The organism is Pseudomonas umsongensis (assembly GCF_002236105.1).
In the GTDB taxonomy this organism is placed as follows: domain Bacteria; phylum Pseudomonadota; class Gammaproteobacteria; order Pseudomonadales; family Pseudomonadaceae; genus Aquipseudomonas; species Aquipseudomonas umsongensis.
Map to the genome: position 1 here is coordinate 202,036 of NZ_NIWU01000001.1, position 24,817 is coordinate 226,852.

A 24,817-nucleotide genomic window follows, 5' to 3' on the forward strand; every position below is an offset into this window, starting at 1 on the left:
CCTGCAGCGAACCGCGGGTGAGCCATGAACAAAAATCTCGATGACTACAACCGCATGCGCGATTTTTCGGCGACGTCGGAACCCGTCGCCGTCAAACCCAAGGGCAGAAAAAAAACCAAGGATCATGCCTTGCAGTTTTGCATCCAGAAGCACGATGCTTCGCGCCTGCATTACGACTTTCGCCTGGAGCTCGACGGTGCGCTCAAGAGTTGGGCGGTGCCCAAGGGACCGTCGCTGGACCCCAAGGTCAAGCGTTTGGCGGTACATGTCGAAGATCATCCGCTGGATTACGCCACCTTTGAAGGCAGCATCCCCGAAGGTCACTACGGCGCGGGGGATGTCATCGTCTGGGACCGTGGCGTGTGGATTCCCCAGGACGATCCGGCGAAGGCCTATGCCAAGGGCCGGCTCAAGTTCGAACTGCAAGGCGAGAAGCTCGGCGGCCTGTGGAACCTGGTGCGCACGCACATGCCGGGCAAGCAGGAGCAGTGGTTCCTGATCAAGCACCAGGACGGTGCCGCCCGGCCGGAAAGTGATTACGACGTGGTGGTCGCCGAACCCGACAGCGTGCTCAGCGAACGGACTCTCGTCGCCAAGACACCCAAGACACCCAAAGCATCCAAGGCCACCAAAGCCAAGTCCATCAAGCAGCCCGCGTCGCCTGCACGCAAAGAACAATCCGCGCCACTCACAGGCGCGCGCAAGGCCGAACTGCCTGACCAGATCAAGCCGGAGCTGGCGACGCTGGTGGAAAAGGCCCCGGGCGGACAGTGGAGTTATGAAGTCAAGCATAAATAGGCACCACCTCAAGTGTTGCGTTTCAGGTGTCTTATTTTGCTAGGCCGATGTTAGTGGTGTTGCGATTGAAAAAAATCCTTTGTTGCGTTTCGGTTCAATGCCCTTCACCAAAACTCACCGGAGTGAATTTCAACATGTTGCGTTTGGAATGAGGCGACAGGGCGGACAGGCTTCACTGGTTGCGACTGCAATCCTCATTGTCCTTGTCACCGCGCTGATTTGAGCAAATTTGCACTCTGCTTGACTAGCAATTGCTCTTCCAGATTAGCGCAGATTTGGTGAATTCGGACCCGTAGCCGTGGCCTGAAGTGCCATCAATTCAGTAGACGTCCAGCGCGGCGAACCAAGTGAACCTTCTCACACCTATTCGAGGTCTCAAGACAACAGCAGGTCGATGTTATCTGCACTTTGGGGAGGGCATCATGGAAAAGCAACTCGAAAAATACAACAGTATGCGTAACTTCGAAGAGAGCCCCGAACCTGCCGGCGTCGCCAAATCTGCGAAAGGCAAACGCAAGGAAAAAGCACACGCCTTGCAGTTTTGCATCCAGAAGCACGATGCTTCGCGCCTGCATTACGACTTCCGCTTGGAGTTAGATGGTGCGCTCAAGAGCTGGGCGGTACCCAAAGGTCCGTCGCTGGACCCCAAGAATAAGCGCCTGGCGGTGCATGTCGAAGACCATCCGCTGGATTACGCCACCTTCGAGGGAAGCATCCCCGAAGGGCACTACGGTGCGGGCGATGTCATCGTCTGGGATCGTGGCATGTGGATTCCCCAGGGCGACCCGGTCGAGGCCTATGCCAATGGCCGGCTCAAGTTTGAACTGCAAGGCGAGAAGCTCGTCGGCCTGTGGAGCCTGGTTCGCACGCACATGCCGGGCAAGCAGGAGCAATGGTTTCTAATCAAGCATCAGGACGGTGCCGCTCGACCTGAAAACGATTACGACGTGGTTGCCGCCGAGCCCGACAGCGTGATTAGCGAACGGACCATCGTCGCCAAAACAGCCAAGGCACCTAGGGCAGCCAAAGCCAAGGTCATCAAGCAGCCCACGGCGCCAGCACGCAAAGAACAGTCCGCACCACTCACCGGCGCGCGCAAGGCCGAGTTACCAGACAAGATCAAACCGGAACTGGCGACCTTGGTGGAAAAGGCCCCGGGCGGTCAATGGAGCTATGAGTGCAAGCTCGATGGGTTTCGGATGCTCGCTAGGATAGAAAATGGAAAGGTTCGACTCTTTACACGAAACGGCCATGACTGGACCCACAAGTTGCCCGGCCAGGCCAAGGCGCTGGTGTCCCTAGGCCTGGAATCGGCTTGGCTTGACGGTGAAATCGTGGTAGCCGACGAACACGGCGTACCGGATTTCCAGGCCTTGCAAAACGCCTTCGAGGCCGGCCGCAGTGGCAATATTCTCTACTATCTGTTCGATTTGCCCTACCTCAATGGCGTGGACCTGCGCGAGGTGCCCGTCGAGGAACGCCGGGCTGCGCTTTCGACGGTGCTCAGGACCAGCAATGACCCGCTGCTGCGCTTCTCCGAGGCCTTCAGTGAAGACCCGGAGGCCTTGCTCAACAGCGCCTGCCAAATGCAGATGGAAGGCCTGATCGGCAAACGCCTGGGATCGCCCTACGTCTCCCGGCGCAGCAGTGACTGGATCAAGCTCAAATGTAAGCATCGACAAGAGTTCGTCATCGTCGGCTTCACCGACCCTAAAGGGTCACGCAATGCCTTCGGTGCGTTGCTTTTGGGGCTGCATAACCGAGACAGCGGTGAGTTGCGCTACGCCGGCAAGGTCGGCACCGGGTTTACCGCGGCGACCCTCAACAGCATTCATCAACGACTCAAACCCCTGCAGACGAAGAAACCCGCGGTGGTCAACCCGCCCTGCGGTGCCGAGTTCAAGGCTGTGCATTGGCTCAAACCGCGCCTGCTGGCGGAAGTGGCCTTTGCCGAAATGACCAAGGACGGTTCGGTGCGCCATGCGGTGTTCCATGGCCTGCGGGATGACAAACCTGCCAAAGACATCACCGAGGAGCGTGCGACTGCCGTGAAAACCGTCCCTGCGAAAAAAACCGCTGCGGCCAAACCTTCCGCCGCGAAGAAGAAAGCCGAACCTGCGCCGTCGCAAATCGGCCTGGACCAAGGCAAGGTGCGTATCACCCACCCGGACCGTGTGATCGATGCCAGCAGTGGTACCACCAAAGTGCAGTTGGCGCAGTACTACGCCAGCGTCGCCGAGTGGATCCTGCCGCAGCTTAAGGACCGGCCCGTGGCGCTGGTGCGTGCGCCGGACGGCATCGCAGGGGAACTGTTTTTCCAGAAAAACGCCGAGCGCCTGGCGATCCCCGGTATCGCCACCCTGGACCAGCAACTTACGGGCCAGCCGATGATGCTCATCAACAACGCCGAGGCGCTGATCGGTGCGGTGCAGATGAGTACCGTCGAGCTGCACACCTGGAACGCCACCACGGACAACCTCGACAAACCTGACCGCTTCATCCTCGACCTCGACCCCGACCCGGCGCTGCCGTGGAAGCGTATGGTCGAGGCCACCCAGTTGACCCTGACGGTGCTCGATGAGCTGGGACTCAAGGCGTTCCTCAAGACCAGCGGCGGCAAGGGTATTCACTTGGTGGTGCCACTGACCCGCAAGCTCGGTTGGGAGGAGGTCAAGGACTTCAGCCACGCCATTGTCAGCCACATGGCCAAGATGCTGCCGGAGCGTTTTTCCGCGGTGTCGGGGCCGAAGAACCGGGTGGGGCGGATCTTCATCGATTACCTGCGCAACGGCTTGGGCGCGACCACCATCTGCGCCTACGCCGCGCGTACCCGCGAAGGACTGCCAGTGTCGGTGCCGATCTACCGTGAGGAGATTTCCGAGCTCAAGGGCGGTAACCAGTGGGACATCCACAATGTTCACGAACGCCTGGTGGAAGTAGGCGACGGACCTTGGGCAGACATGAAGAAGACCCGGCAGACAATCACGGCCGAGATGCGGCGGCGGGTGGGGATGAAAAAGGCCTGATCCAGACTGACGCGCCGATGGCGCCAGCAGTCTGGCCAAATGTCTGGTGAGTGCTCAGCCAATATCCAGTCTTGCGTTTACTAAAGTTGACTTAGGTAGGATCAACCCACTTTGTTGATTGAGCACATTGTTTACTGCGTGATCGACCTTGAACCACTCGAATCTTTCGCTAGGTTCTCCCTACCGTAATACTCGGTGCAGTCGAATGCTACTGAGTGATGGACACTACTTCTAAGCCTTGCTGCATCGGGCCTTGAGCGCTTCTCAAAGAAATCCATATGGACAGCGGTTTCATGTGGACATCCAAGTCATTCTTGTCCATATCGACCCAAGGCGGCCTGCTGCATGGTGAGGTTTGTGGATTGAAGGCGCAAGCTTGTACGCTTTCGGTCGATTTCGCCCTTTCATGAGAGGCAGAAAACGACCCAGGCTGTGTGAAAACGCACTGAACACTTCGAAAGCTGAGAGCTACGGGTGTTGCCTGCGAAACCAGCAGACGGAATCGGTGCGTTTTCACACAGCCTGAGTCGTTTTCAGTCGGTCGCGACAGGCGGATAACGGCCAAAAATCGTACACTCATCCTCTATGGGATGGCGGCTTTAGCTTGGTGTTTTAGTGATAATCGATGGCCGCGTCATGCAAACATTTATGATTTGTAGATTTGTCGCATTGCCAAATAGACGTCGTGATATTCAGTTGTCGCCTGGAGTCGCACGACAAAACGCAGGTACTCGTGAAATCTAATTAACGGTTGGACAGGCCGCTGTTAAGTGCTAGCGTGATAGGTGCGGTTTTCCTGGATCGTGCGGTCGGCTCGCTAAGGTGGTCACCATCAGGTAGCTCCCCCCCCTCTTTTCGCATGCTCTTCGACGATAGTCAGCGGGCAGCCGACACCCTGACGCATTGGAGAACTGCCATGCGTGTTCCAATTTATCCAGCCGACCTAGCCAACAACCTGGGTTTCAAACCCATAGCAAAAAAAATTAAACGTAATTGGCCTAGTAGCTCACCTTTGAAGCTCTCTGCGGCGCGTGAGATTTTATCTCGCGGACTCGGCTATCGTAATTTCAATGATGTTGTGAAGAGCTCAAAAAGCTGTCCGCTGAATACCATTGCGCCTACCTTGGCGGAGGTGAGGCACGGCATAAATACTTCCATTTTAGAGTACCTTCGAACGGAGTGCTCTATCCGCCTCGACCCGAGCGCTTTAGACTCGCTAGTGATGTTGTTGCCCTTGCAAGACTTTCAAGTTTTTAGAGGATCAAGTCACACGCAGCGAACGCGGCAACTAGAGACGCCATCGCTGAGGACTCTGCCCCCCTTCTCGGAACCGGAGCTTGATGTCCGTCCACTTGAGAAAGAGAACGGACAAGAGGTTGGTTCGTCAGGACCACATATCCATTGCACCCAGCGCTCGAAATCTACACGCGTGATGAGCCCAGAAGAGTTGGTGTCCTTGAAGCGAGTTATACAACAAAAAGATAGTTTTCGTGATGGGGCCTTGTTTGCGCTCCTACTGTCCGGAATGCGTTCGATCGAAATCGTTGAGGCCAAGGTCGCCCGCCTCAACTCTCCGTACACTTCAATCTCTTGGCTAGCTCAAAAAACCCGCACACAGGGGGAAAAAGTCAAATCAATTGCTCCCGCAGGGGCCTTAGCTCAATACATCCGAGGGGCTGGGCTCTCCGTGGGTGACTATCTGTTCCCTTCAAAAAATGCCCCCAAAGCACATATGACTGATAAAGAATTGCGTAAAATATTTCATTCTTGGCTGGTCGCTGCTCAGATAGAGGGTACCCGAACGTCTATCCATAGCGTTCGGTTATCCGTTGCTGTACATGCTGCTATGGCAGGAACTCCTGCCAGGATCCATACCGGGCACTATTCACCTGATATTGCGCGCTATTACATTCGTCCGTCCGATGAGGGGGCAGATTCGTAAGATGACGAATCATGCGCCAAGCGCCCAACGGCGCTTGGCACCTCCTGAAGTGATAAACAACCCCCAGTGACAGTCAGCTTTGGGTCGATTTGCGCCCCATCGCTATAGACCGAATCCGCCACAAAAGGCCACTTAGGTATTTGCCCTTAATAGAGACTCATCGCTGGCTACGTAGTGATACTCATGTGGGCACAGTCGTCCGCCCGGACCAAATAAAAGCTTAGCTGTGAAACATTCTAGGTACGTGAGAGCCTCCATCTGAACGTGGCGTTCATAAAAGGCACGTTGGCTGCATAGGATCCTGGCTCGGTTCTTCAGGCACAACTTCACCAGTTCCGCCAGCATGTAGCCGCGAATGTTGTACCGCGCGTCGACTGCGTTAATTACTGTCGCGTAACAAAAATGGAAGGTCAGCCTGTATTTACGGGGGCTTTGGGACGGCTGTCGATCGCTCACATTTCGCCCTCTTGGGATTTTTTCTACAGCCCTATGTATATAGCTGCCAAACCTGAGAAACGAGGATAATTGAGTGCATGTCACCCCGCAAAATAAAGAAAATGTTGGAAAAATCACCAAAAATTAAGATTTTTTTTGGTGACTCAACAAAATCTCTAGGATAAATGCTGCCTAAAAGGAAAAGTGCAGGCTGCGTACGCTTGGTCGAGAGCTCAGCCCTCTGGGAGAGGCAGCTATGGATCGGTTTCTGCCTCTTATGACGCGCAGAAAACGACCAGAAGCCGTCATTCACTGTCCATGTAAAGCCTTGCATGGCCTAGCCGATGATCCTCGGAATACAGTTCATTTATGTCGCCGTGGTCTGGGGATTCAGCAGAAGCGGCGAGAATATGAAAGTTTTTCTCTGTGCTGTCTAGAATTCCTGACGTAAAGTGCTTTTTAGCCAGTTAATGCCTAGGAAAATAGACGCTATGCGACTTTATATTCAATCGGATCAAATGCTCGCCGCCACAGTAGGGGCACACCTTCAAAAGCTGCGGTTGAAGAAGAACATCAGCGTTGAGACGGTAGCGGAGAACGCGGCGATCAGCCGGCAGACTCTGCACCTGATGCTCAATCAAGGCAAAGGCACCTTGATCAATCTGATCGCCGTTTTGCGCGCCCTCGGCGAGTTGGAGCGCCTGAGTTCGTTGTTGGAGGAGGTGCGGCCCAGTCCGCTACAAATCATGCGCATGGAAGGCAAAAAGCGACGACGCGCCTCCGGCTCTCGTGTTACCTCCGACGAAGCCAAAGCGGAGGTTGTTAATTCCCGCAAGCACAAAGATCTTGATTGGTGATGACAAAGCCGGTCGTCCATCTCCGACTTTGTAGATTGTGGGTAAGCTGCCCATCGCAGGGGACGGAAAACGACCCAAAGCTGACGATGGCGACCGGTTGTATCCACAACCCAAAGGTGACGCTGACGACAGCCAAAAATCAGCCCCAAACAGGTAATCCGGCAAGCCGTTTTTGGCCGAAATGAAAAAACCAGTTTGGGCGGGCCTGGGGACTCACAACGAGCGGCGCTGTTCTATCAGCGAGTGGCGAGTGTTGAGGGCGTCTGCTAAGGCGCAAGTCGACCCGAAACAGTCGTTCAAGAATTCTAGTGATTAGTTCTTGTCGATGGGGTGACTAGGTTGAACCAGCGTTGCTACTGCCATCACCAAATCATCCATTGACCACGGCTTTTGTAAATGGATTGTTGAGTCGGGCAACGTTAAGGGGACGAGTTCATAGCTGGATGTAAGAACGGCGGCGGTCAGTGGCCATTTCTTTTTCACTAACTTAATGAAGTCCGCACCGCTCAACTGACCAGGCTGGCCTTGATCAACGATCACCAACGGACAACCGTCGGGTATTCCCATCAAGTAGATCAAAGCATCGCCGGCAGATTGGAAATCCAAAGGGCTGAGGCCGATCTCGTCCAGAATTTCTACCATCGACATCCTCAGCGTGGGGTCGTCCTCAACAACGATGACCCATCCATTCAGCGGTAAGGGTTTTTCCCGCTTTGCCTTCATGCTTGATCCTTATTCAGATATCACCAAAGGCAGTGATAGCGTCTCTCCCAGTTTAGGCGTTTTTTTCCAGAGCTATCCCTGTTTGCCAATTTGGATAGAAACAGAAACAGCCCGATGTCGGCACCATATCTGGGAGCTCAGCACCGTATGTAAGGAAAGTCTCCCCCGCTTTTGGGGAATTCTCGCAGGCAAGAAGCCTGGGCTTGACTGTGCCGGCTGGCTGGCTTGGTTATTGCTCAGATGCTCGCACCCTACAAATCGTTGATCGACTGGAGCCTTGTGGAAACATCCTATTCTTCTAGGAGTAACGTTTGGAATCGGGATACTCGCGATTGGGTTTGCAGTAATCGTGACCCTACTGCTACAGGAGTTGAGATAATGCGCGGCAAGACATGGAGATGAACCACATTCTACGTCTGCTAGTAACAATCTCCGCGTGGTGCGTTGCCGTCGCGCTCGCGAGCTTGTTGGTGTTCGAATAAACCTCCAGCGACTCAGGGGGATGTCTTCACGATGGGGTTACCGGGCTGCAGCAGGGTGGCCACCGAAATCACCAGGTCATCCAGGGACCAAGGCTTGTGCAGATAAATCGTATGGACCGGTAAGTCGCTTGGATCGATCAAATAACCGGATGTGAGAATGGAGGCGATCCAAGGCAGACGACTTTGGATCATCTCAATAAACTCCATCCCTTGGATCTGCCCTGGTAGCGCCTGATCCACGATCACAAGCGGGCAGTGGAAAGTGTTCTGCAAAAAGTACGTCAGCGCGTCGTCTGCAGCCTCAAAAGCCAGAGACTGGGCGCCAATCTCGGACAGGATGTCCGTCATCAGTGATCGAAGGGTCGGATCATCCTCAATAACGATCACCGTACCTTCGATCGGCAGCATTCCTTCCCAGTTCACGTTCACAGGCCTTGCCCTTCAAGGTCGGATTTTTTGCCTCATCGAAAAGACAGCATAGGACGATTTTCTCAGCGTAGTCGCTGCACTCGTACTCTATGCGCTGTTCTCCGCAGACCAAACGCGTGCGTTTAATACACAAGCGCTCCAAGAAGTGCTGAGTGAAGCAAAGGAATGGAGTAGGGGCGACCCATTTGTTCAACCAAGTGTGCTTATGGCGTAAGACATGAGGGGGCCCCTAAATGGGTGTTCGGTTTCAATAGAACTCGCCCCCATCACGGAACGTCTGGAAAAGTAGGGTGAATTGCTTCTGAAGGCGCGAACTGCCTTGGTAATTCAATTTTGAAGAGGTGCCTGCCATTCGCTGTGTGCCACAATTACGCCTGACGGCAGGAAGAATTATCTCGATCCTTCCCGCACGGTTTTGATGGTCAGAACAGTGGCAGGTTATAGCTGATGATCATTCTGTTTTCATCGATATCACGCAAGTAGTTCGAGCGCAGCGTTGCATAGCGCCAAAGTACCGCGACATTTTTCAATGTCCCGCTTTGAATCGCATAGCCAATATCGGTGTCACGCTCCCATTCCCTGCCTTCACCCGCCACGGTCGCCGGGTTGGCATGATCGGCCTTTGTGTAGCGCGTGGAGAAGGTTAGGCCTGGCACACCGAAGACGGCGAAATCGTAGGTGTAGCGCAGTTGCCAGGAGCGTTCGTCGCGCTCCATGAAGTCGTTTGCCATCATGTAGTTAGTCAAGTACGCATCGGTACCAACGATGTAAGGCATTGCAGTTGATCCGCTCAACCCCTGATAACCGAGCCCGACGCCATGGCCACCCAAGCTGTAGGCGACCAGTGCGTTAAGGGTACGGTTGTCGACCTTGCCGGCACCGGCATTACCGACATCACTGCTGAGGTAATACCGCACATCTGTCTTTAGAGTACCGCTACCCAATGGTAGGGAATGCACCAAGCCCAGATACTGCTGACGATAGATGTTTTCCAGCTCACCGTACTGATAACTCAAGGTCAGATTCTTGCTTAGAGCGTAGTCAGCGCCGGCCATTTTGAAGTCGTCGGCGTCGGGAGTGGCTTTGAAGCGCTTGTTCTTGCTGACCAGGGTCAGAGGCTGGTTATGAGAGTAGTCACGCAGCGTGGTGCGGTTGATGTCGCCCAGGGTCAGTGTGAAGTTGTCCAGTTCCTTGGCGGTGAGGATGCCGCCCTGGAAGGTCTGGGGCAGGATACGTCCGGTGCTGGAAGATATGACCGGATACTTGAGAATCTGCGTACCGACCTTCAGCTCGGTTTTCGACACCTTGATCTTGGCTGCCGCGCCGAACTTGCTGTACTCGTCAGGGGCCCGACCATCTTCGCCGACCGGCAACAAACCGGTGCCACTGCGATCGGGGGCCGAGTCTAGCTTGATCCCCAGCATGCCAATGGCATCGAGCCCGAAGCCGAGGGTGCCTGCGGTGTAGCCGGACTTGTAGTCGAGGACGAAACCCTGTGCCCATTCTTCACGTTTGGAGATACCCGGGTCTTCGCGAAAGTCTCGGTTCAAGTAGAAATTACTGGTCTGCAGTGTGGCGTGGCTGTCTTCGAGGAAACTTGCTGCGTGGCCGGCACTGCTGAACAGTCCCATTGGTAGCAAAGTCGAGCAGATGAGCACTTTGTTGTTGTGTTGCATGGTGGCTCCCGTTGAATCGCAGGCATGGCTGCGCCAACCGCCTTTTCGGCGGAATCGTTGTTGTTATTTGAAGGAGAACTCAGTTCACACGGTGACTCATACGTGACGAGTCAGCCGAGCATCCTGTCGAGCGACCTGCCGCAAGGCCATGCGGCAGGGGCAACGTGTAGCGACAACGGCACCGGTGTCATGCAAGCACGCCGATCTGCCATGGGCAGAATTCGTCTTCGCCCAGGCCGTTGAGTTCACTCTTGGTTTTGTCTCCCGAGGCGTGAGTCAGCAGGCGCTCGAAGATTTCCTGGCCCATTTGCTGGATGGTCTTGTCGCCGTCGATGATCTGGCCGCAGTTGATGTCCATGTCATCGCTCATGCGATTGAACATGGGCGAATTGCTCGCCAGTTTGAAGGTCGGTGCAGGAACCGAACCGAAGCACGAACCACGCCCGGTGGTAAACGCGATCATGTTGGCGCCACCGGCGATCTGGCCGGTCGCGGACACCGGGTCATAGCCGGGGGTGTCCATGAACACTAGGCCATGGGTCGTCACCGGGTAGGCGTATTCATACACATCCATCAGTGGTGCGTTGCCGCCTTTCTTGGCACCGCCCAAGGATTTTTCCAGCACGTTGGCCAGGCCACCGGCGTTGTTGCCGGGGCTGACGCGACCATTGATCTGGGTGTCGCGGCCCTTGTTGTATTCCAGCCACCAGTCGATGCGGTCAATCAGTTTGCGACCGACTTCGGGGGTGGCGGCTCGGGCGGTCAAGGTGTGTTCGACGCCGAAAATTTCCGAGGTCTCGGAGAGAATCGCGGTCCCGCCGTGGCGCACCAGAATGTCAACCGCAGCGCCTAGCGCCGGGTTGGCCGAGAGGCCGGAGAAGCCGTCAGAGCCACCGCATTGCATGCCGATGATCAGGTGTTCGGCCGACACGGTTTCGCGTTGCACGGCGTTGGCTTGGGGCAGCATCGCTTGAATCATCTTGATGCCTTGGTCTACCGCGGTTTTAACGCCGCCGACGTCCTGGATCACCAGCGACTTGAGCATGTCTCCCAGTACAAGTTGCTCCTGCTCGATGAAACCATAGATATTGTTGCGCTCGCAGCCCAGGGCAATCAGCAGGCCGCCGGCGGTGTTGGCGTGCTTGATGTGGCCGCCGATGGTACGGCGCAGCAGGTTCATCGGTTCGCCGGTCATTTCCATGCCGCAACCGATTTCATGCACGAAGGGCACGACGCCGTCGATGTTCGGGAAGGCGGCCAGGCGCTCTTCGTCAAAGTGATTGGCAATTTTGCGTGCCACGGTGGCGCCGCAATTGCCGACGACAAAAATGCCGAGGTAGTTGCGCGTGGCCACCCGGCCATCTTCGCGAATGATGCCCTGGAACGTCGCGCGCTTATCGGCTGGCAACAGGTCGGTGGGCACGTAATCCAGGCCGTAGCGATAATCGCGAGCGGTTTCGCCGAACTCAATGTTGTGGCTGTGCATCCAGGTACCTGGTGGCAAGTCTTCGCTGGCATAGCCAATCACTGTGTTGTACTTGAGCACCGGTTGGCCTTTTTCGATCATGCGTGCAGCAATCTTGTGCCCCAGCGGGACGTCCTGCAGCGTAGTCAATGATTCGTTAGTAATGGCAGTGCCTGTGGGGATTTCCACGCGTGCGACCACTACGTTGTCGGCAGGGTCCAGGCGGATCACGGGGCTGATTTCACGGGAGGTCATAATTAAGTCCTGCTTTTCTTATAAGGTCGATGCTGCTGACTTTGCCTGGCATGACCGAAGCGTCTAATTGCCGCGAGACAGTCCTCGCGTAAAGCACACATTCGACTGCGTACGCGGCAATAGATTGGCAGTGCTTCGGTGGAAGACTCGATCACGCTACTGCGGCGGGCCCTTGTTTTTGCAGCACTGCCTTGGTTTTTTCCTTGCCGATGCCTTCCCACAAACCCTGCAAGTACATGATGCCCAGTGCACGATCGTACAAGCCGTATCCTGGTACGCCTGTCTCTCCCCAAATCATGCGGCCATGGTCTGGACGGGCGTAGCCGGTGAAGTTGGCGTCATGCAGGGCCTTCAGGATTTCCGCCATATCCAGCGAACCACATTGCGTCGGGTGGGCGCTTTCATAAAAGTCACCGTTGTCGAACACCTTGACGTTACGCAGGTGAACGTAATGCACACGCTGGCGAGCGGCGAATTCGTTGATGAACGACGGCACATCGTTGTTGAGGTCCGAGCCGATGGTGCCGCTGCATAACGTCAGGCCGTTCGCAGGCGAGTCAATGATGCTCAGTACGCGGCGATGATCCTCGATGTTTTTGATAATTCGAGGAAGGCCAAACACCGAACGAGGCGGATCGTCTGCGTGTAGGGCCAGTTTCAGGCCAAGCTGCTCGGCAACCGGCACCAACTTGCCCAGGAACCACTCAAGGTTTTTCCACATCTGTTCGGTGCTGACATCCTTGTATTCTTCAAGCAGTGCCTGGAGCTTCTCTGCAGGGTATTTTGTACCGATGCCGGGTAGGGGAATCACACCTTTAGATACGTCCAGTCGATCAACCAACGAGGCCTCGAAAGACAATGTATTGGAGCCATCGGGCAGTTGGTACTCCATCTGTGTACGAGTCCAGTCGAATACAGGCATGAAGTTGTAGCAGACGATCTTGATACCGCTGGCGGCAAGATTCTTCAGCGTTTCAATGTACTGCGGAATAAGCGCTTCACGATTGGGCTTTCCCAGTTTGATGTCTTCGTGCACGCGGAAGCTGTCGACGACGTCCATTTTCAAACCATAAGCCGCCGCTGCGTCTCGCAGACTGGTGATACGGTCCACCGGCCAGACTTCTCCAAGCGGGGTGTCGTAAAGTGATGAAACAATGCCGTACAACCCGGGAATCTGATTGATGTACTGCAAATTGATTGGATCTTTCGGACCGTGCCAACGAAAAATCATCTTCATTTTTGGTGCCTCGCATATCTTTAATTGGAGTCAGTTGGAAACCGAATTCAAGTTTTCGGATGAAGCTTGAAGCGTTGGATCTTGCCGACGATCAGCCAGTAACTGGCGACCGCTACCAATCCGTGAGCGCCGACGTAGAGCAGTGCGCCATCGAAGGAACCTGTGGTTTGAAGGATGTAGCCGATGACCACCGGGGTTACGATTCCAGCGGTGTTGCCGAAGGCATTAAATACGCCACCGGTAGTCCCGATAAGCTCTTTGGGCGCGGTGTCGGCGACCACTGTCCAGCCCATCGAGCCGAAACCCTTACCGAAGAACGCCAGGCTCATCAGCACAACGACCACGGCAGCGCTTTCGGCATAGTTACAGAGAATGATGCTGGCGCTGAGCAACAGGCCAATGGTGATCGGGGTTTTACGAGCAATGCTCAAAGAGCCCGTTTTCTTCAGGATCAGGTCGGAGATAAAACCGCTGGACACGCCGCCCACCAAGCCACACAACGCTGGAATTGCTGCGATAAACCCGGCCTGAAGGATGTCAAATCCACGTTCCTTGACCAGATAAATCGGAAACCAGGTCATGAAGAACCAGGTGATCGAAGTGATGCAGTATTGGGCCAGAAAAATCCCGACCAGCATGCGACTGCGAAACAACTGTCCGATCTCGCCGAGCTTCATGCCCTTGCCGGTATTTGCCGCTTTGGATTTCAAACTCTCCAGATCAACAAGGCCGTCGCCAGCGCGGATGTATTCCAGTTCCTCGCTGTTCATCTTCGGATGGTCAATGGGCAGGTAGTAGAATTTCCACCAGATGGCACCAATCACCAGGCCGATGGCGCCCATGATGATGAATACGTACTCCCAGCCGTAGGTGTAGCAGAGCCATCCCATGACTGGGGTGAAGACAGCCAGCGACAGGTATTGCGCGCTGTTGAAGATGGCGCCGGCAATACCGCGTTCGGAGGAGGGGAACCATGCGGCAATGATGCGGCCCGAGGCTGGTCCGACCGGAGACTCAGCAGCACCGAGCAAAAAGCGCAGGGCCAGTAGCAGTGGTACCACCATGCCAATGAAATGCACCATACCCATCATCACCGTGAAGCAAGACCAGATCACCACGGCCAGCATCATTGAAAGCTTCGAGCCGATACGGTCGGTCAGCCACCCGGAGGGGATCAGGAAGATTACGTACGCCCAGCTGAATGCCGAGAACAGGTATCCCATTTCCACAGAACTGATACCGAGCTCCTTGCTCATGTCGGTCCCTGCGACCGACAGTGCAGCACGATCCCCCGTACTCAGGGCGAGAACGATGGTGATCAACGCCAGAATCAGAAAGCGATAGCTGCTCTATTTCGTGGTCGCCGCCGCGTCCTGGTGGCCCTTCGATTGGGCCGAGACCGCGGCAACTGGCGTGTTTCCTTCCAGCGCGTAGCGCTCGTTGTTGTTCATGTGTGCCTCGTCTAATTATTTTTGTAGAGTGCCCAGGCATTGGCGACCCTTGGGAGCCAATACCTGTAACGGGATCAAGCGGCCTGGGTGTCTGCCTCCGTGTAGTCCACAACGACCCATTCGAAGTACTTTTTCAGTTCAGTGACCAGGGCAACGTGCGCCGGGTGAGGCAGGTAACGGTTGACCGCTTCGGCATCGTCGAACGTCGTCTCCAGCACGTAGTCCCAGCAGATCGGTCGGTCCAGTTCATTGGCCGACACCTTCCAGCTGCGGGCAAACTCAATGTCCTTGGCGAGGTCGCTCATCCACTGCACGAGATGGTTTTCCAGCTGTGGGTTTTTCTCCACCGCAGGCAGGCGCCGGAACATCACGATGTGTTTCATCATGGCTGGGCTCCTTGCTGGGCGAGTGCCCATGCCGGAGCATCCTGCAACGCCACCGGGCGCAGGTAGCGCTGCAGCGCGGCGTAGCCCACCGAAGTGCTTTGTGGTTGAGTCGACGCAGGCCAGGGGCCGCCATGTTGCTGTGCGTGCGTGACGGCAACGCCTGTTGGCACGCCCGAGAACAACACTCGACCGGCGATCTGGCGAGCGGCGCGAAGCAGCGCACGGGTGTCGTCGGTGGCGTCTTCGAAGCCCCAAAGCGTCGCCGTCAAGCTGCCTCCAATGGCGTGCAACACAGCGGTCGCCTGTTCGATGGACTCGACTGTCAGTACCACGGCGGCGGGGCCGAACATTTCTTCGCGAAGATTGGCGTCTTCAATAAAGGCCTTGGCGTCGACCTTGAACAGACGCGGAGCCGGGCCTTCGCTATCGGCCAGTGGCTCGAATACTTGGCTCGCTGCATCGGATGCCAGCAGATGGGCGACTCCTGCATCAAATCCGTTTCGCATACCGGGAGTCAGCATGCGATGGGTCTTGATCGGTTGCAGTGCCGCGCTCAATTGCGCGACAAAACGGTCACTGGCCGGATGGTCGAGTAAAACGATCACCCCCGGGCTGGTGCAGAATTGTCCGGTGCCTTGGGTGATCGAAGCAGCAAGGGTGTTCGCCAGGGCCTCGCTGTCACGCTCTAGAATACCGGGCAGGGCGATCAATGGATTAATGGAGCCCAACTCACCGAAAAACGGAACAGGGCGACGGCGTTCGTTAGCGGCTTTCCAAAGCGCGGTCCCGCCTTGATAGGAACCGGTAAATGCAACGGCGGCAATCTGCGGATGCGCTACCAGGTGCAGGCCCGCTGCGCGGGAGGCGCCATCGACCAGGCCAAGCAGCCCGCCAGGCAAGTTCATGCCGTCAAGTACGCCCTGAGCCACCTCATGTACTGCGCGCGACAGCCGTGGGTGCCCGGAATGAGTCTTGACTACCACAGGGCAACCGGCCGCCAATGCCGAAGCGGTGTCGCCGCCCAGGACCGAAAAAGCGAACGGGAAGTTGCTGGCTGAAAACATCGCCACCGGCCCCAGCGGTTCGTGGGTGCGTGTCAGGCGTGGGCGACCTACGGGCGGCGCGCCAGCCGCGGCCTGATCGTCGATTGTCTGGTATGGCACACCGGCCTCTACCTCGTCGGCGAAACCACGCAGTTGAAAGGCCGTTCGCGCCACTTCACCGTTGAGTCGCCCGGCACCCAGGCCGGTTTCTTCGTCGGCCAGTGCCACAAGAGCGGCTTGGTACTGTTCAAGACCGCTGGCCAGTCCACGTAGCAAGCCGCTGCGAACGGAGGGCGCGGAGGCCGCCCAGAACCCGGCGACGGCACCGGCAGCCTCGACAGCTGCATCGATCAATTGAAACTCGGTGGTGCTCATTGTTCACCTCCTGTGGCCGGTTCCAGGTGGTAACCACGACCCGCGTAATCGAAGTCGACGATTTCGTTGATGGCCACTTCCTTGTCGGCAGGTGAGGCGTAGTAAGCGCGGATCTCTTTGATCAGACCAGTATGCTCGTCAAAGATGTACCACTCGTCACCACGCAGCGCAGTACCCAGTTTACCCTTCCAGTGCGTCCACTCGATCACCGCTTCAGGGCTGTCATGGCTGACGAGAATCTTCTCGATGGTCCATTGCGAGCCGAGGTTCTCGACGCACCACACCCATTTGGACGCGATGGTCTCGGCAGTGCGCCAAGGAATTTCTGGCAATCCGGCTGGGAAGTAGTGCACGGCATCCGGAGTGAAGCACGACACCAATTCGGCGTGATCGCCCGCGTTGCAAGTAGCAAAGTAGCGACGGATCAGTGCGGCGTATTCGGCTTGTTTGCTCATTGTTCATCCCCCTTGTTGATGATGCTCGGGATGGCAGGACGACCTGAGGCTACCCATGCGTGGTAGTCAGAGATGGCGGTTGGACCTGGTGGATAGACGCCCCAGAGTGCTTCGCCGGCGGCGATGCGCATCGCCAGATAGCCTTCCAGGTCGTCCTGCACGGTGCAGTAATCGGCCAGCTCTTCTGCCAGATGCGCAGGAATCACCGTCAAACCGTCGCCGTCGCCGACGATGATGTCGCCTGGATACACCGCCACACCGGCACAGCCGATCGGTACCTGCAAGTCAGCCACGTGGTGATAGGAGATGCGCGTGGTTGCAGTGACTTCGCGGGCAAAGGCAGGCAGCGGCAAAGCGGCAATTTCACTGCCGTCGCGCAGGGCGCCGTCGGTAACGATAGCCCGGGCGCCACGGGCCAGCAGACGGGTCACCAGGATATTGCCCGCCGACGCCGCACGCGGGTCGTTCTGGCTGTCGATGACCAGCACGTCGCCCGGCTGGATCTGTTCCACACCCTGCCATTGCAGATTGTTGTGGTTGGGTTTGGTGGTCATGGTGCCGTAGGTGTCGATGTCCTCGCGGGCCGGTATGAAGCGCATGGTGAAAGCGCGGCCAGCGAACGGCTTGATGTCTTTGTTCATGGCGCGAAGGCCGACCAGGGCTGGCTGACGAAAATCCAATTTGAACAGTTGGGTGGTCAGCGAACCGCTGCTGCAACGGGCTAGGCGTGCCAGCACTTCATCGCTGACATGAACCTGGCGCTCGTCGGTTTCTTCCAGTGTGTCGGCGTATTGGTGGATCTGCGTCATTGTTGTTCTCCTGTGCTCTTACGCATGGCGTGTAGGTGCACCAAGTCATTGGTTATTCCCGTAATTTGGGACTAATAATGTTTGTGATGACCTGATATCGTCAGATCCTAGAGGTTTGTTGACGTGTGCAATACCCGTCGTATGATCCAGTTCATTCGTTGTTCCATATGGTGGGAATAAGTCATGAAAGCAGGAGAGGGCACGGGTGCACTGGAGAAGGCGCTGGATGTGTTGGAGGCCGTTGGTTCCGCGCCTCGGGGCGTCAGTCAGGCCGAATTGGCAGGGCAGCTGGAGTTACCCAAAACCACGCTGTATCGAATCATCGCCAGCCTGGTGGAGCGCGGCATGATTCGCCGCGATCCGGTGCACAAGGTTTACCGGTTGGGGTTCCGTTATCTGGAACTGGTGCGCAATGCCTATCTGATGCCGGACCTGGTAGCGGCCGCGAGTTTCGAGTTGCGGGCCTTGCGCGATCTGACCGGCGAGACGTCCTATCTGGCGGTGCTCGATGGCAATCAAGTCAGATCTCTCGAGCGTTGCGACGGCGCGCACACCATGCGTTCGGCGGCGGCGCTTGGCCAGAGCAAGCCGGTGTATTGCACGGGTCAGGGCAAGGCAATTCTTGCGGCGATGGATGAAGCCGCTCGTGAGGCAATCATCAAGGGGCTGGTGCTGACACCGCTGACCGAACTGACCATCACCGATCGTCGACGCCTGCATACCGAGTTGCAGATCACCCGGGCCAGGGGCTATGCCATCGACGATGAGGAGATTGTGATGGGCGTGCGTTGCGTGGCTGCGGCGATCCGGGATAACGCGGGAAATGTGCGCGGCGCCTTGAGTGTGGCAGGGCCGGCTTATCGCTTGACCCTTGAGCGTCTGGAGCTGCTGGGCCCTGAGATAAGCGAAGCGGCAAGACGCGTGGGGGCTCAGTTGAGCGAGCCGCGCATTCAAATCGGCGACACCGACGTCAAACTGGTCGATAGTCCGTGGGCGTTCAATGGCGCTTTCCCGCGTTGGTCGAGCAAGCTTCGTTGCCTGTTTTGGGCGGATACCCTGGCGCCGGCCATTCGCATGCTGGATGGCGATGGCGAGCGTATTTTCGCCCGCCTCGAATCCCCGGTCGTGGCGATGGAGCTGCATAGCCAGGGATTGCTGGTCGCCCATACCCAGGGTTGGTCGCTGATTGACTTTGAAGGTTGCGAACATCCCTTGCCCGACTGGCCCGGCAAGAGCCTCTTGGGGCTTTGTAGTCGACCTGACGGCAGTGTCTGGGCGTGCCTGGCGAGCCACACCGGCTGCAAGGTGGGAGAGTTGAACCGGCATGGTGATCTGCGCTTGTCCTGGGAGTTTCAGGAAAACATCACGTCAATGTGCTGGGATGAGCGTGGGCAGGCGTTTTACGCAATCGGGCCGGAAACCGGGTCGGTCTACGTCGTGCAGGCAGGCAGTGTGAATGTTCGGCGCTTGGCCACGTTGCCCAAAGGGTCGGGGCGGCTGAGCGGACTGGCCCTTGATCGAGAGGGGGGTGTTTGGACCACATTGCGCGACGGTTGGAGCCTGGTTCGATTTGCCGAAGACGGCAGCATTGATCGAATGATTGGTTTGCCGATTCCAGGGCCGACGGACCTGGCTTTCGGTGGTGAAGACCGTGACACCTTGTACATCACCAGCGCACGTCACGACATTCCGATGGAAATGCTGAACAACGCTCCAGGATCAGGGCATTTGTTCAGTATCTACGTGGAGCACGGGGGAGCCTTGGCCAATATCACGGAGTGGACAGTTTGATGGTCCTGTATTGCTTTAGTTTATCCAACGTGAAGGTGCTGATAACCATTTGAGGTATCATCTAACATTCTGATAGTAGAATGAGATACCGTATAGAGAATATGATGGAGCTGATGTTGGCCTGTCATTTCCTATAAAAACAAAAACGGTAATCAGAATGTCATTTCTCAAAGGCTATTCAATCGGCGCCAAGCTCTTTGTGCTGCCCGCATTATTTGTTATCGCTTTATTGGTTGTTTCGGGCCTTGCCTATCATGGGCTGGCCAGGCAACAGGCGGTGATCGAGGAAATCGACCAGTTGCGTTTCCAGCAGTATCGCCAGGTACTGGAAACCGCGTCTGCGTCGCAGGCGGCAATGGTCGGGGCCTATGCCATAGGCGCACGCATCCTTGAATCCAATGGTCAGGCTTCTGCCGAGGAGCTTGAGTCCTATCTGGAAGATATGCAGGCCAGTGTCGATGACATGCGAGTCGGGCTGGACAAGGTGGCTCGCGAGACGCGTCTGGGTGAGGAGGAGAAAGAACTCTACCGCGCCGTGCAAGAACAGGCCGCCGTGGTCGGCGAAGGCCTTGCCGATTTCAAGCGCGCGGCCTTGAGTGACCAAATACAGGCGGCCTCGCTGCTGGGCAGGGTGCGCGCCGACAACAATGGTCTGCAAGGTCAATTCAATCGTTTGCTGGGACTGCAGGCGCAGCTGACCTCTGGCGCCTTTGCCGAGGCCGGCACTATGCAACGCCAGGTGTCACGGATGTTGGTTGCGGTATTAATCGCCGCCAGCGTACTCGCCGTCATTGTCAGTCTTTTGTTGCGCGCCCAGATCCTCCGGCCCATCCGGGAAATCGAACAGGCGTCGATCGAGTTGCGCGATGGCGACCTGACCCGACGCGTACGGGTCATGGGGCGAGATGAGGTGGCCCACACGGCCCAGGCATTCAACGAACTCATTGATAGCTTTCAGCAGGCGATGCGCCAGGTTGCCGGAGTCGCAGCGTCGGTCGGCGCGTCGGCGGAGGAGCTGGTGGGTACTTCGGCGCGCGTGGCGCAAAGCTCCACGGCGCAGGCCGGTGCGGTGGGCGCGGTGTCTATGACCATCGAGCAGATGAGCGACGGCATTGCGGCAATCTCCAGTCATGCTGAAAGTCTGCGCAGCTGCGCCGAAGCCAGTTTGCGTGGTGCGCAAGATGGGCACTTGGCCTTGTCGCGACTACTCGAGAAAATCGACAGCGTGCGCCATGCCTTCTCCGCCATCCGCGGCTCGGTGGGCGATTTTGTCGAAAGCACGACAGCGATCACCGCCAGCATCGGTCAGGTCAAGGACCTTTCCGCGCAAACCAGCATGCTGGCGCTCAACGCAGCGATCGAGGCCGCGAGGGCTGGTGAGAGCGGGCGCGGTTTCAGCGTGGTGGCCGACGAAGTGCGTAACCTGGCACAACGCTCGGCGCTGGCAGCCAACTCGATCAACCAGTTGACGTTGAAGCTGGAGAACCAGTCCGGGATCGTCGACCAGGCATTGAGTGCGGGCACCGTGGCACTTGAGGACAGCGGCCGGTTGCTGAGTGAGTTGGAAAGTACCCTGCAACAGGCGACGGAACTGGTCGGTGACTCCACGCGTGGGGTGGACCGGATTGCCGATGCGGTGAGCGTGCAGAGCGAGGGCGGGCGGGGCATCGTGGCCAACGTCGAGCACATCGCGCGCATGGCCGGTGAGGGTGATGCGATCACCCATCAGGTATCCGGAGCCGTGGTGTCCTTGCGCGAACTGTCCGATGAGCTGAACGTAGCGGTGGGGCGTTTTCGCTACGAGGCCTGATTGGCTTGATACTTCGCAGTCCTGAATATCAGCAGCAGCGGTATGACGCCAATGGATAACCACATCAGCAGCTTGAAGTCATCCAGGTAAGCCACCCAGCTGGCTTGAACAGTGATCAAGCCATCCAGGGCTGCACGCCCGCTGGCGGTCAGTGGATTGAGCTGGTTGTTGACAGGCCAGGCATCGAACAGGCGGTTGAATGGCGTCACGTAGGCGCCGATTTCGGCATGGTTGATCTGGGTGTTTTGCGCCAGCAGCACCGTGACGATCGAGATGCCAACGCTCGAACCGACATTGCGTGACAGGTTGTACAGGCCCGTGGCTTCGCCCCGCAAATGCGGGGGCAGGGTGGTAAAGGCGATGGTGGTCAGCGGGACGAACAACAGGCCCAGGCTCGCGCCCTGGATAAAGCCGACGTAGACGATGGTGTCGATGGACACGGCCGGTGTCCAACCGGTCATCATGTACATCGACCAGGCGGACAACGCCAGGCCGCAAAACAGTATCCAGCGAATATCGACTTTTCCGATGATCTTCCCGGCAAGAAACATGCTCAGCATCGTCCCCAGGCCGCGCGGCCCCATGACCATGCCGGCGGTGAGAACCGGGTAGCCCATCAGGGTTTGCAGGTAGGGTGTCATCAATGCCAGCGAGGCCAGGTAGGTGATGCCGATGATGAAGATAAACACCACCGCCACCGAGTAATTACGATCCTTGAACAGCTTCAGGCTGATAAAGGGCTTGTCGTGGGTGAAGGTGTGGACGATGAAAATGTACGAAGCGATGGCTGCCACCAGCGCTTCCAGGATGATTTCCCCCGAGTCGAACCAGCCCAGTTGTTCGCCGCGGTCGAGGAACAGTTGAATCGACATGATGGCCACGCTGAGCGAGCCAAAGCCCAGCCAGTCCAGGCGTGCGGTTCGGTCGGCCGGGGTTTCCCGGATGAAGCGGGTCATGCCGATGAAGGCCAGCAACCCGATAGGCAAGTTGATGAAGAACACCCAGCGCCAGCTGAGGTGTTCCGTCAGCCAGCCGCCGAGCATCGGACCCAATACGGGACCGACCATGACCGATACCCCGAACAGGGCCACTGCCGACCCTCGTTCTTTCTGCGGGTAAATATCCAGCAGGATGCCTTGCGATAACGGCACCAATGCCGCCCCGGCCACCCCTTGCAGCAGACGGAACAGGATGATTTCTTCCAGTGAACGGGCAATGCCACAGAGCACCGACGCCAATACAAAACCCAGGATCGACCACAGCAACACGCGCTTGCGACCGAAGCGCCGGGCCAGGAAAGCCGAGGGCGGGGTCATGATGGCGGTGGCGACGATGTACGAGGTCAGCACCCAGTTAATCTGATCGGCGCTGGCCGATACGCTGCCCTGCATATAGGGTAGGGCGACGTTGGCGATGGTGGTGTCCAGCGCCTGCATGACCACCGCCAGCACCACACACAAGGTGATCAGTACCCGCAACGGCGATGGCGGAAGTGGTCCGGATACTTCACTCATGATGGCGTGCGAACAGGTTTGCCAGCGGCTTCGGCAGGCCACGGGCCGTGCCGGTGTCGATATCGACCACGGCGCTCATGCCATGGCGCAGCGCAGGTTTGCCTGCCGCATCGTCGATATGGATCCGTACTGGAATGCGCTGCACAACCTTCACCCAGTTGCCCGTGGTGTTCTGGGCCGGCAACAGGGAGAAGCTCGAACTGGACGCCGGGCTGATGCTTTCCACGGTGCCATGCCAGGTGACACCGGGATAAGTGTCTACTTCAATGGTTACGCCCTGGCCGATGTGAGCGTTGGTCAGCTCGGTCTCTTTCGGTGACGCAGCCACCCACAGCTGCTCGCTGGACACCAGGCTGAAGCCCGATTGTGGTGGTTGGAGGTACGCGCCCACTTGCAGCGAGTCAACGTTGGTGACGACGCCGTCGAACGGGGCGATGACCACGGAGTTTCGCAGGTTGCGTTCGGCTTCATTCAGTGCCGCCAGCGCTTGCAAGTAGGAGGGATGCAGCTCCAGAGCTCTGTCCAGACGCCCACCCAGTTGAGCCAGCGCCGCGGCAGCCTGGGCCTTGGCGACCGACACCTGCTGACGGGTGTTGTCGAGGTCCTGGTGGGCGTCGTCGTAGAGAGTCCTGGATACGGCGGCAACGCTGACCAGCTTTTCCAGCCGTTGCAGATTGGTCTGGTAAAAGGGCAATTTGGCTTCAGCCTGGGCGATCTCGGCCAGCGATTGGTTGTAGCTGGCCTTGAGGTAAAGGATCTGGTTGCGCGCGTTTTCCAGCTGCGCCTTGGCACTGGCCACGGCGATTTCAAAGGGCTCGGGCTTGAGACGGAACAACACCTGGCCTTTGCTCACGCTTTGGTTGTCACTGACTTCAATGGCCGCGACGATTCCGGCGACATCGGTGGAAACCCCTACACGCTCGGCCTGGATATAAGCATTGTCGGTGCTTACGATCTGGCCACCCAACACATACCAGGCAGCACAGGCCACGACACTGATCGGTGCCAGCAAGAACAGGCCGATGCGCCAGCGTTGGCGTGCCGTGTCAGCCGGAACTTCAGCATGGCCAACAAGGGCCGACGCCTCGGGCGCCTGCATCTGGGGTTTTTCCGCTGGCTCGAGCGGTCGGGCTTCAGCGTGCACGGCAGGGCGCTGCAATGTGGGTTCAGCCATGCTTCACCTCGCTTGCTGCACAACCTGTGGGCTCATCCACGGGCTGACCGCAGGCTGTCAGCAAGTGTTCACGCATACGTTCGAGGTACTGCAGCAATTGGTCGTGCTCCTGAATGGAGAAATCCGCCATGGTTTCCAGTCGGGTTTGCTCGCCGATGGTGCGCATGAATTGCAACAGCGGATGGGCAGCCGGGGTGAGAAACAGCAAGGAGTAACGGCGGTCGGTGGGGTGGTTTCGGCGTTCGATCAACCCGCGCTCCTGCATCTTGTCCAGCAAGCGCACCAGGGTGACCGACTCGATTTCCAACAGGTCTGCCAAGCCTTTCTGGTGGATGCCCTCATGAATCGACAGCTTGGCCAGGACTTGCCATTGCGAGCGCGTGAGACCGGCTGCGCGAGCCCATTGTTCAAAGCGCTTACGCATCAAGCGGGCAACGTCATGGAGGACAAAGCCGAGGGTGGATTGGGTCATCGTCAGCGCACCTTGGAGTCAATGAGCAAGCTAATGGTAATCAGGCTTATGGATTGCTCGCTAGCTATTTTTCATTAAAACATGATCAGATAAAGAAAAAATGTCCATTTGGAGGTCGCTTATCAAGCTGAAATGTGCTCTTTAAGCCGAAATGTTTCGGCTTTATGCCTGAATTTTGCCTTTTTATGCTGGGTTAAAAAATATCGACAGAA

Annotated in this window: 18 protein-coding genes and 1 pseudogene; 6 read left to right on the forward strand and 13 right to left on the reverse strand. The window is 57.1% G+C overall.

The features are described 5' to 3' along the window. Positions 1-24: 24 nt before the first annotated feature. The 4 genes and pseudogenes from PSUM_RS00975 to PSUM_RS00995 all read left to right on the forward strand — a co-directional run. Positions 25-789 (forward strand): annotated as a pseudogene (locus tag PSUM_RS00975) (DNA polymerase ligase N-terminal domain-containing protein); the annotation flags it as partial. A 431-nt stretch (positions 790-1,220) separates the two neighbouring features. Next, a complete protein-coding gene (gene ligD / locus PSUM_RS00980; RefSeq protein ID WP_020798288.1) occupies positions 1,221-3,824 on the forward strand; it encodes a DNA ligase D in 2,604 nt (867 codons plus the stop codon). Between the two features lie 916 nt (positions 3,825-4,740). Next, on the forward strand, positions 4,741-5,766 hold the full coding sequence (locus tag PSUM_RS00985) for a tyrosine-type recombinase/integrase (RefSeq protein ID WP_020798286.1): 1,026 nt from the start codon (positions 4,741-4,743) through the stop codon (positions 5,764-5,766). Between the two features lie 926 nt (positions 5,767-6,692). Beyond that, positions 6,693-7,058, forward strand: coding sequence for a transcriptional regulator (locus PSUM_RS00995; protein ID WP_020798285.1), 366 nt, complete (start codon positions 6,693-6,695; stop codon positions 7,056-7,058). 312 nt (positions 7,059-7,370) lie between these two features. Here PSUM_RS00995 and PSUM_RS01000 read toward each other — a convergent pair whose 3' ends face one another. The 10 genes from PSUM_RS01000 to PSUM_RS01045 all read right to left on the reverse strand — a co-directional run bounded on the left by PSUM_RS01000 (position 7,371) and on the right by PSUM_RS01045 (position 17,844). Continuing rightward, a complete protein-coding gene (locus PSUM_RS01000; RefSeq protein WP_042955446.1) occupies positions 7,371-7,781 on the reverse strand; it encodes a DNA-binding transcriptional response regulator in 411 nt (136 codons plus the stop codon). Between the two features lie 494 nt (positions 7,782-8,275). Beyond that, positions 8,276-8,692 carry a response regulator gene (locus tag PSUM_RS01005; RefSeq protein WP_042955445.1) on the reverse strand — a complete coding sequence of 139 codons (417 nt, stop codon included), beginning with the start codon at positions 8,690-8,692 and terminating at the stop codon, positions 8,276-8,278. A 422-nt stretch (positions 8,693-9,114) separates the two neighbouring features. Beyond that, positions 9,115-10,368, reverse strand: coding sequence for an OprD family porin (locus PSUM_RS01010; RefSeq protein WP_020798282.1), 1,254 nt, complete (start codon positions 10,366-10,368; stop codon positions 9,115-9,117). 187 nt (positions 10,369-10,555) lie between these two features. After that, on the reverse strand, positions 10,556-12,088 hold the full coding sequence (locus PSUM_RS01015) for a UxaA family hydrolase (protein ID WP_020798281.1): 1,533 nt from the start codon (positions 12,086-12,088) through the stop codon (positions 10,556-10,558). Between the two features lie 151 nt (positions 12,089-12,239). Next, complete coding sequence (locus PSUM_RS01020) at positions 12,240-13,325, reverse strand: mannonate dehydratase (protein ID WP_083348823.1); 1,086 nt, start codon at positions 13,323-13,325, stop codon at positions 12,240-12,242. Between the two features lie 47 nt (positions 13,326-13,372). Next, positions 13,373-14,647, reverse strand: a complete 1,275-nt coding sequence (locus PSUM_RS01025; protein ID WP_269458350.1) for an MFS transporter — start codon at positions 14,645-14,647, stop codon at positions 13,373-13,375. A gap of 203 nt (positions 14,648-14,850) precedes the next feature. Further along, a complete protein-coding gene (locus PSUM_RS01030) occupies positions 14,851-15,162 on the reverse strand; it encodes a Dabb family protein (RefSeq protein ID WP_020798278.1) in 312 nt (103 codons plus the stop codon). Next, complete coding sequence (locus PSUM_RS01035) at positions 15,159-16,580, reverse strand: aldehyde dehydrogenase (NADP(+)) (protein ID WP_020798277.1); 1,422 nt, start codon at positions 16,578-16,580, stop codon at positions 15,159-15,161. Before PSUM_RS01035 ends, PSUM_RS01030 begins: the two co-directional genes overlap by 4 nt. Beyond that, a complete protein-coding gene (locus PSUM_RS01040; protein ID WP_083348824.1) occupies positions 16,577-17,035 on the reverse strand; it encodes a nuclear transport factor 2 family protein in 459 nt (152 codons plus the stop codon). Before PSUM_RS01040 ends, PSUM_RS01035 begins: the two co-directional genes overlap by 4 nt. Further along, a complete protein-coding gene (locus PSUM_RS01045; protein WP_083348825.1) occupies positions 17,032-17,844 on the reverse strand; it encodes an RraA family protein in 813 nt (270 codons plus the stop codon). Before PSUM_RS01045 ends, PSUM_RS01040 begins: the two co-directional genes overlap by 4 nt. A 183-nt stretch (positions 17,845-18,027) precedes the next feature. Here PSUM_RS01045 and PSUM_RS01050 point away from each other — a divergent pair, with 183 nt between their 5' ends. Beyond that, a complete protein-coding gene (locus PSUM_RS01050; protein ID WP_020798274.1) occupies positions 18,028-19,635 on the forward strand; it encodes an IclR family transcriptional regulator domain-containing protein in 1,608 nt (535 codons plus the stop codon). A gap of 157 nt (positions 19,636-19,792) precedes the next feature. Continuing rightward, on the forward strand, positions 19,793-21,445 hold the full coding sequence (locus tag PSUM_RS01055) for a methyl-accepting chemotaxis protein (protein ID WP_020798273.1): 1,653 nt from the start codon (positions 19,793-19,795) through the stop codon (positions 21,443-21,445). Here PSUM_RS01055 and PSUM_RS01060 read toward each other — a convergent pair. From PSUM_RS01060 to PSUM_RS01070, 3 genes are read right to left on the reverse strand one after another with little or no spacing between them, the layout of a single operon-like run. Further along, on the reverse strand, positions 21,433-22,959 hold the full coding sequence (locus PSUM_RS01060; RefSeq protein ID WP_083348826.1) for a DHA2 family efflux MFS transporter permease subunit: 1,527 nt from the start codon (positions 22,957-22,959) through the stop codon (positions 21,433-21,435). The two genes, PSUM_RS01055 and PSUM_RS01060, sit on opposite strands and share 13 nt — an antisense overlap. Beyond that, the gene (locus PSUM_RS01065) at positions 22,952-24,133 is read right to left on the reverse strand and encodes an HlyD family secretion protein (RefSeq protein ID WP_020798271.1); all 1,182 of its coding nucleotides are present in this window, start codon (positions 24,131-24,133) and stop codon (positions 22,952-22,954) included. Before PSUM_RS01065 ends, PSUM_RS01060 begins: the two co-directional genes overlap by 8 nt. Then, a complete protein-coding gene (locus PSUM_RS01070; protein ID WP_020798270.1) occupies positions 24,126-24,605 on the reverse strand; it encodes a MarR family winged helix-turn-helix transcriptional regulator in 480 nt (159 codons plus the stop codon). Before PSUM_RS01070 ends, PSUM_RS01065 begins: the two co-directional genes overlap by 8 nt. Positions 24,606-24,817: the final 212 nt, after the last annotated feature.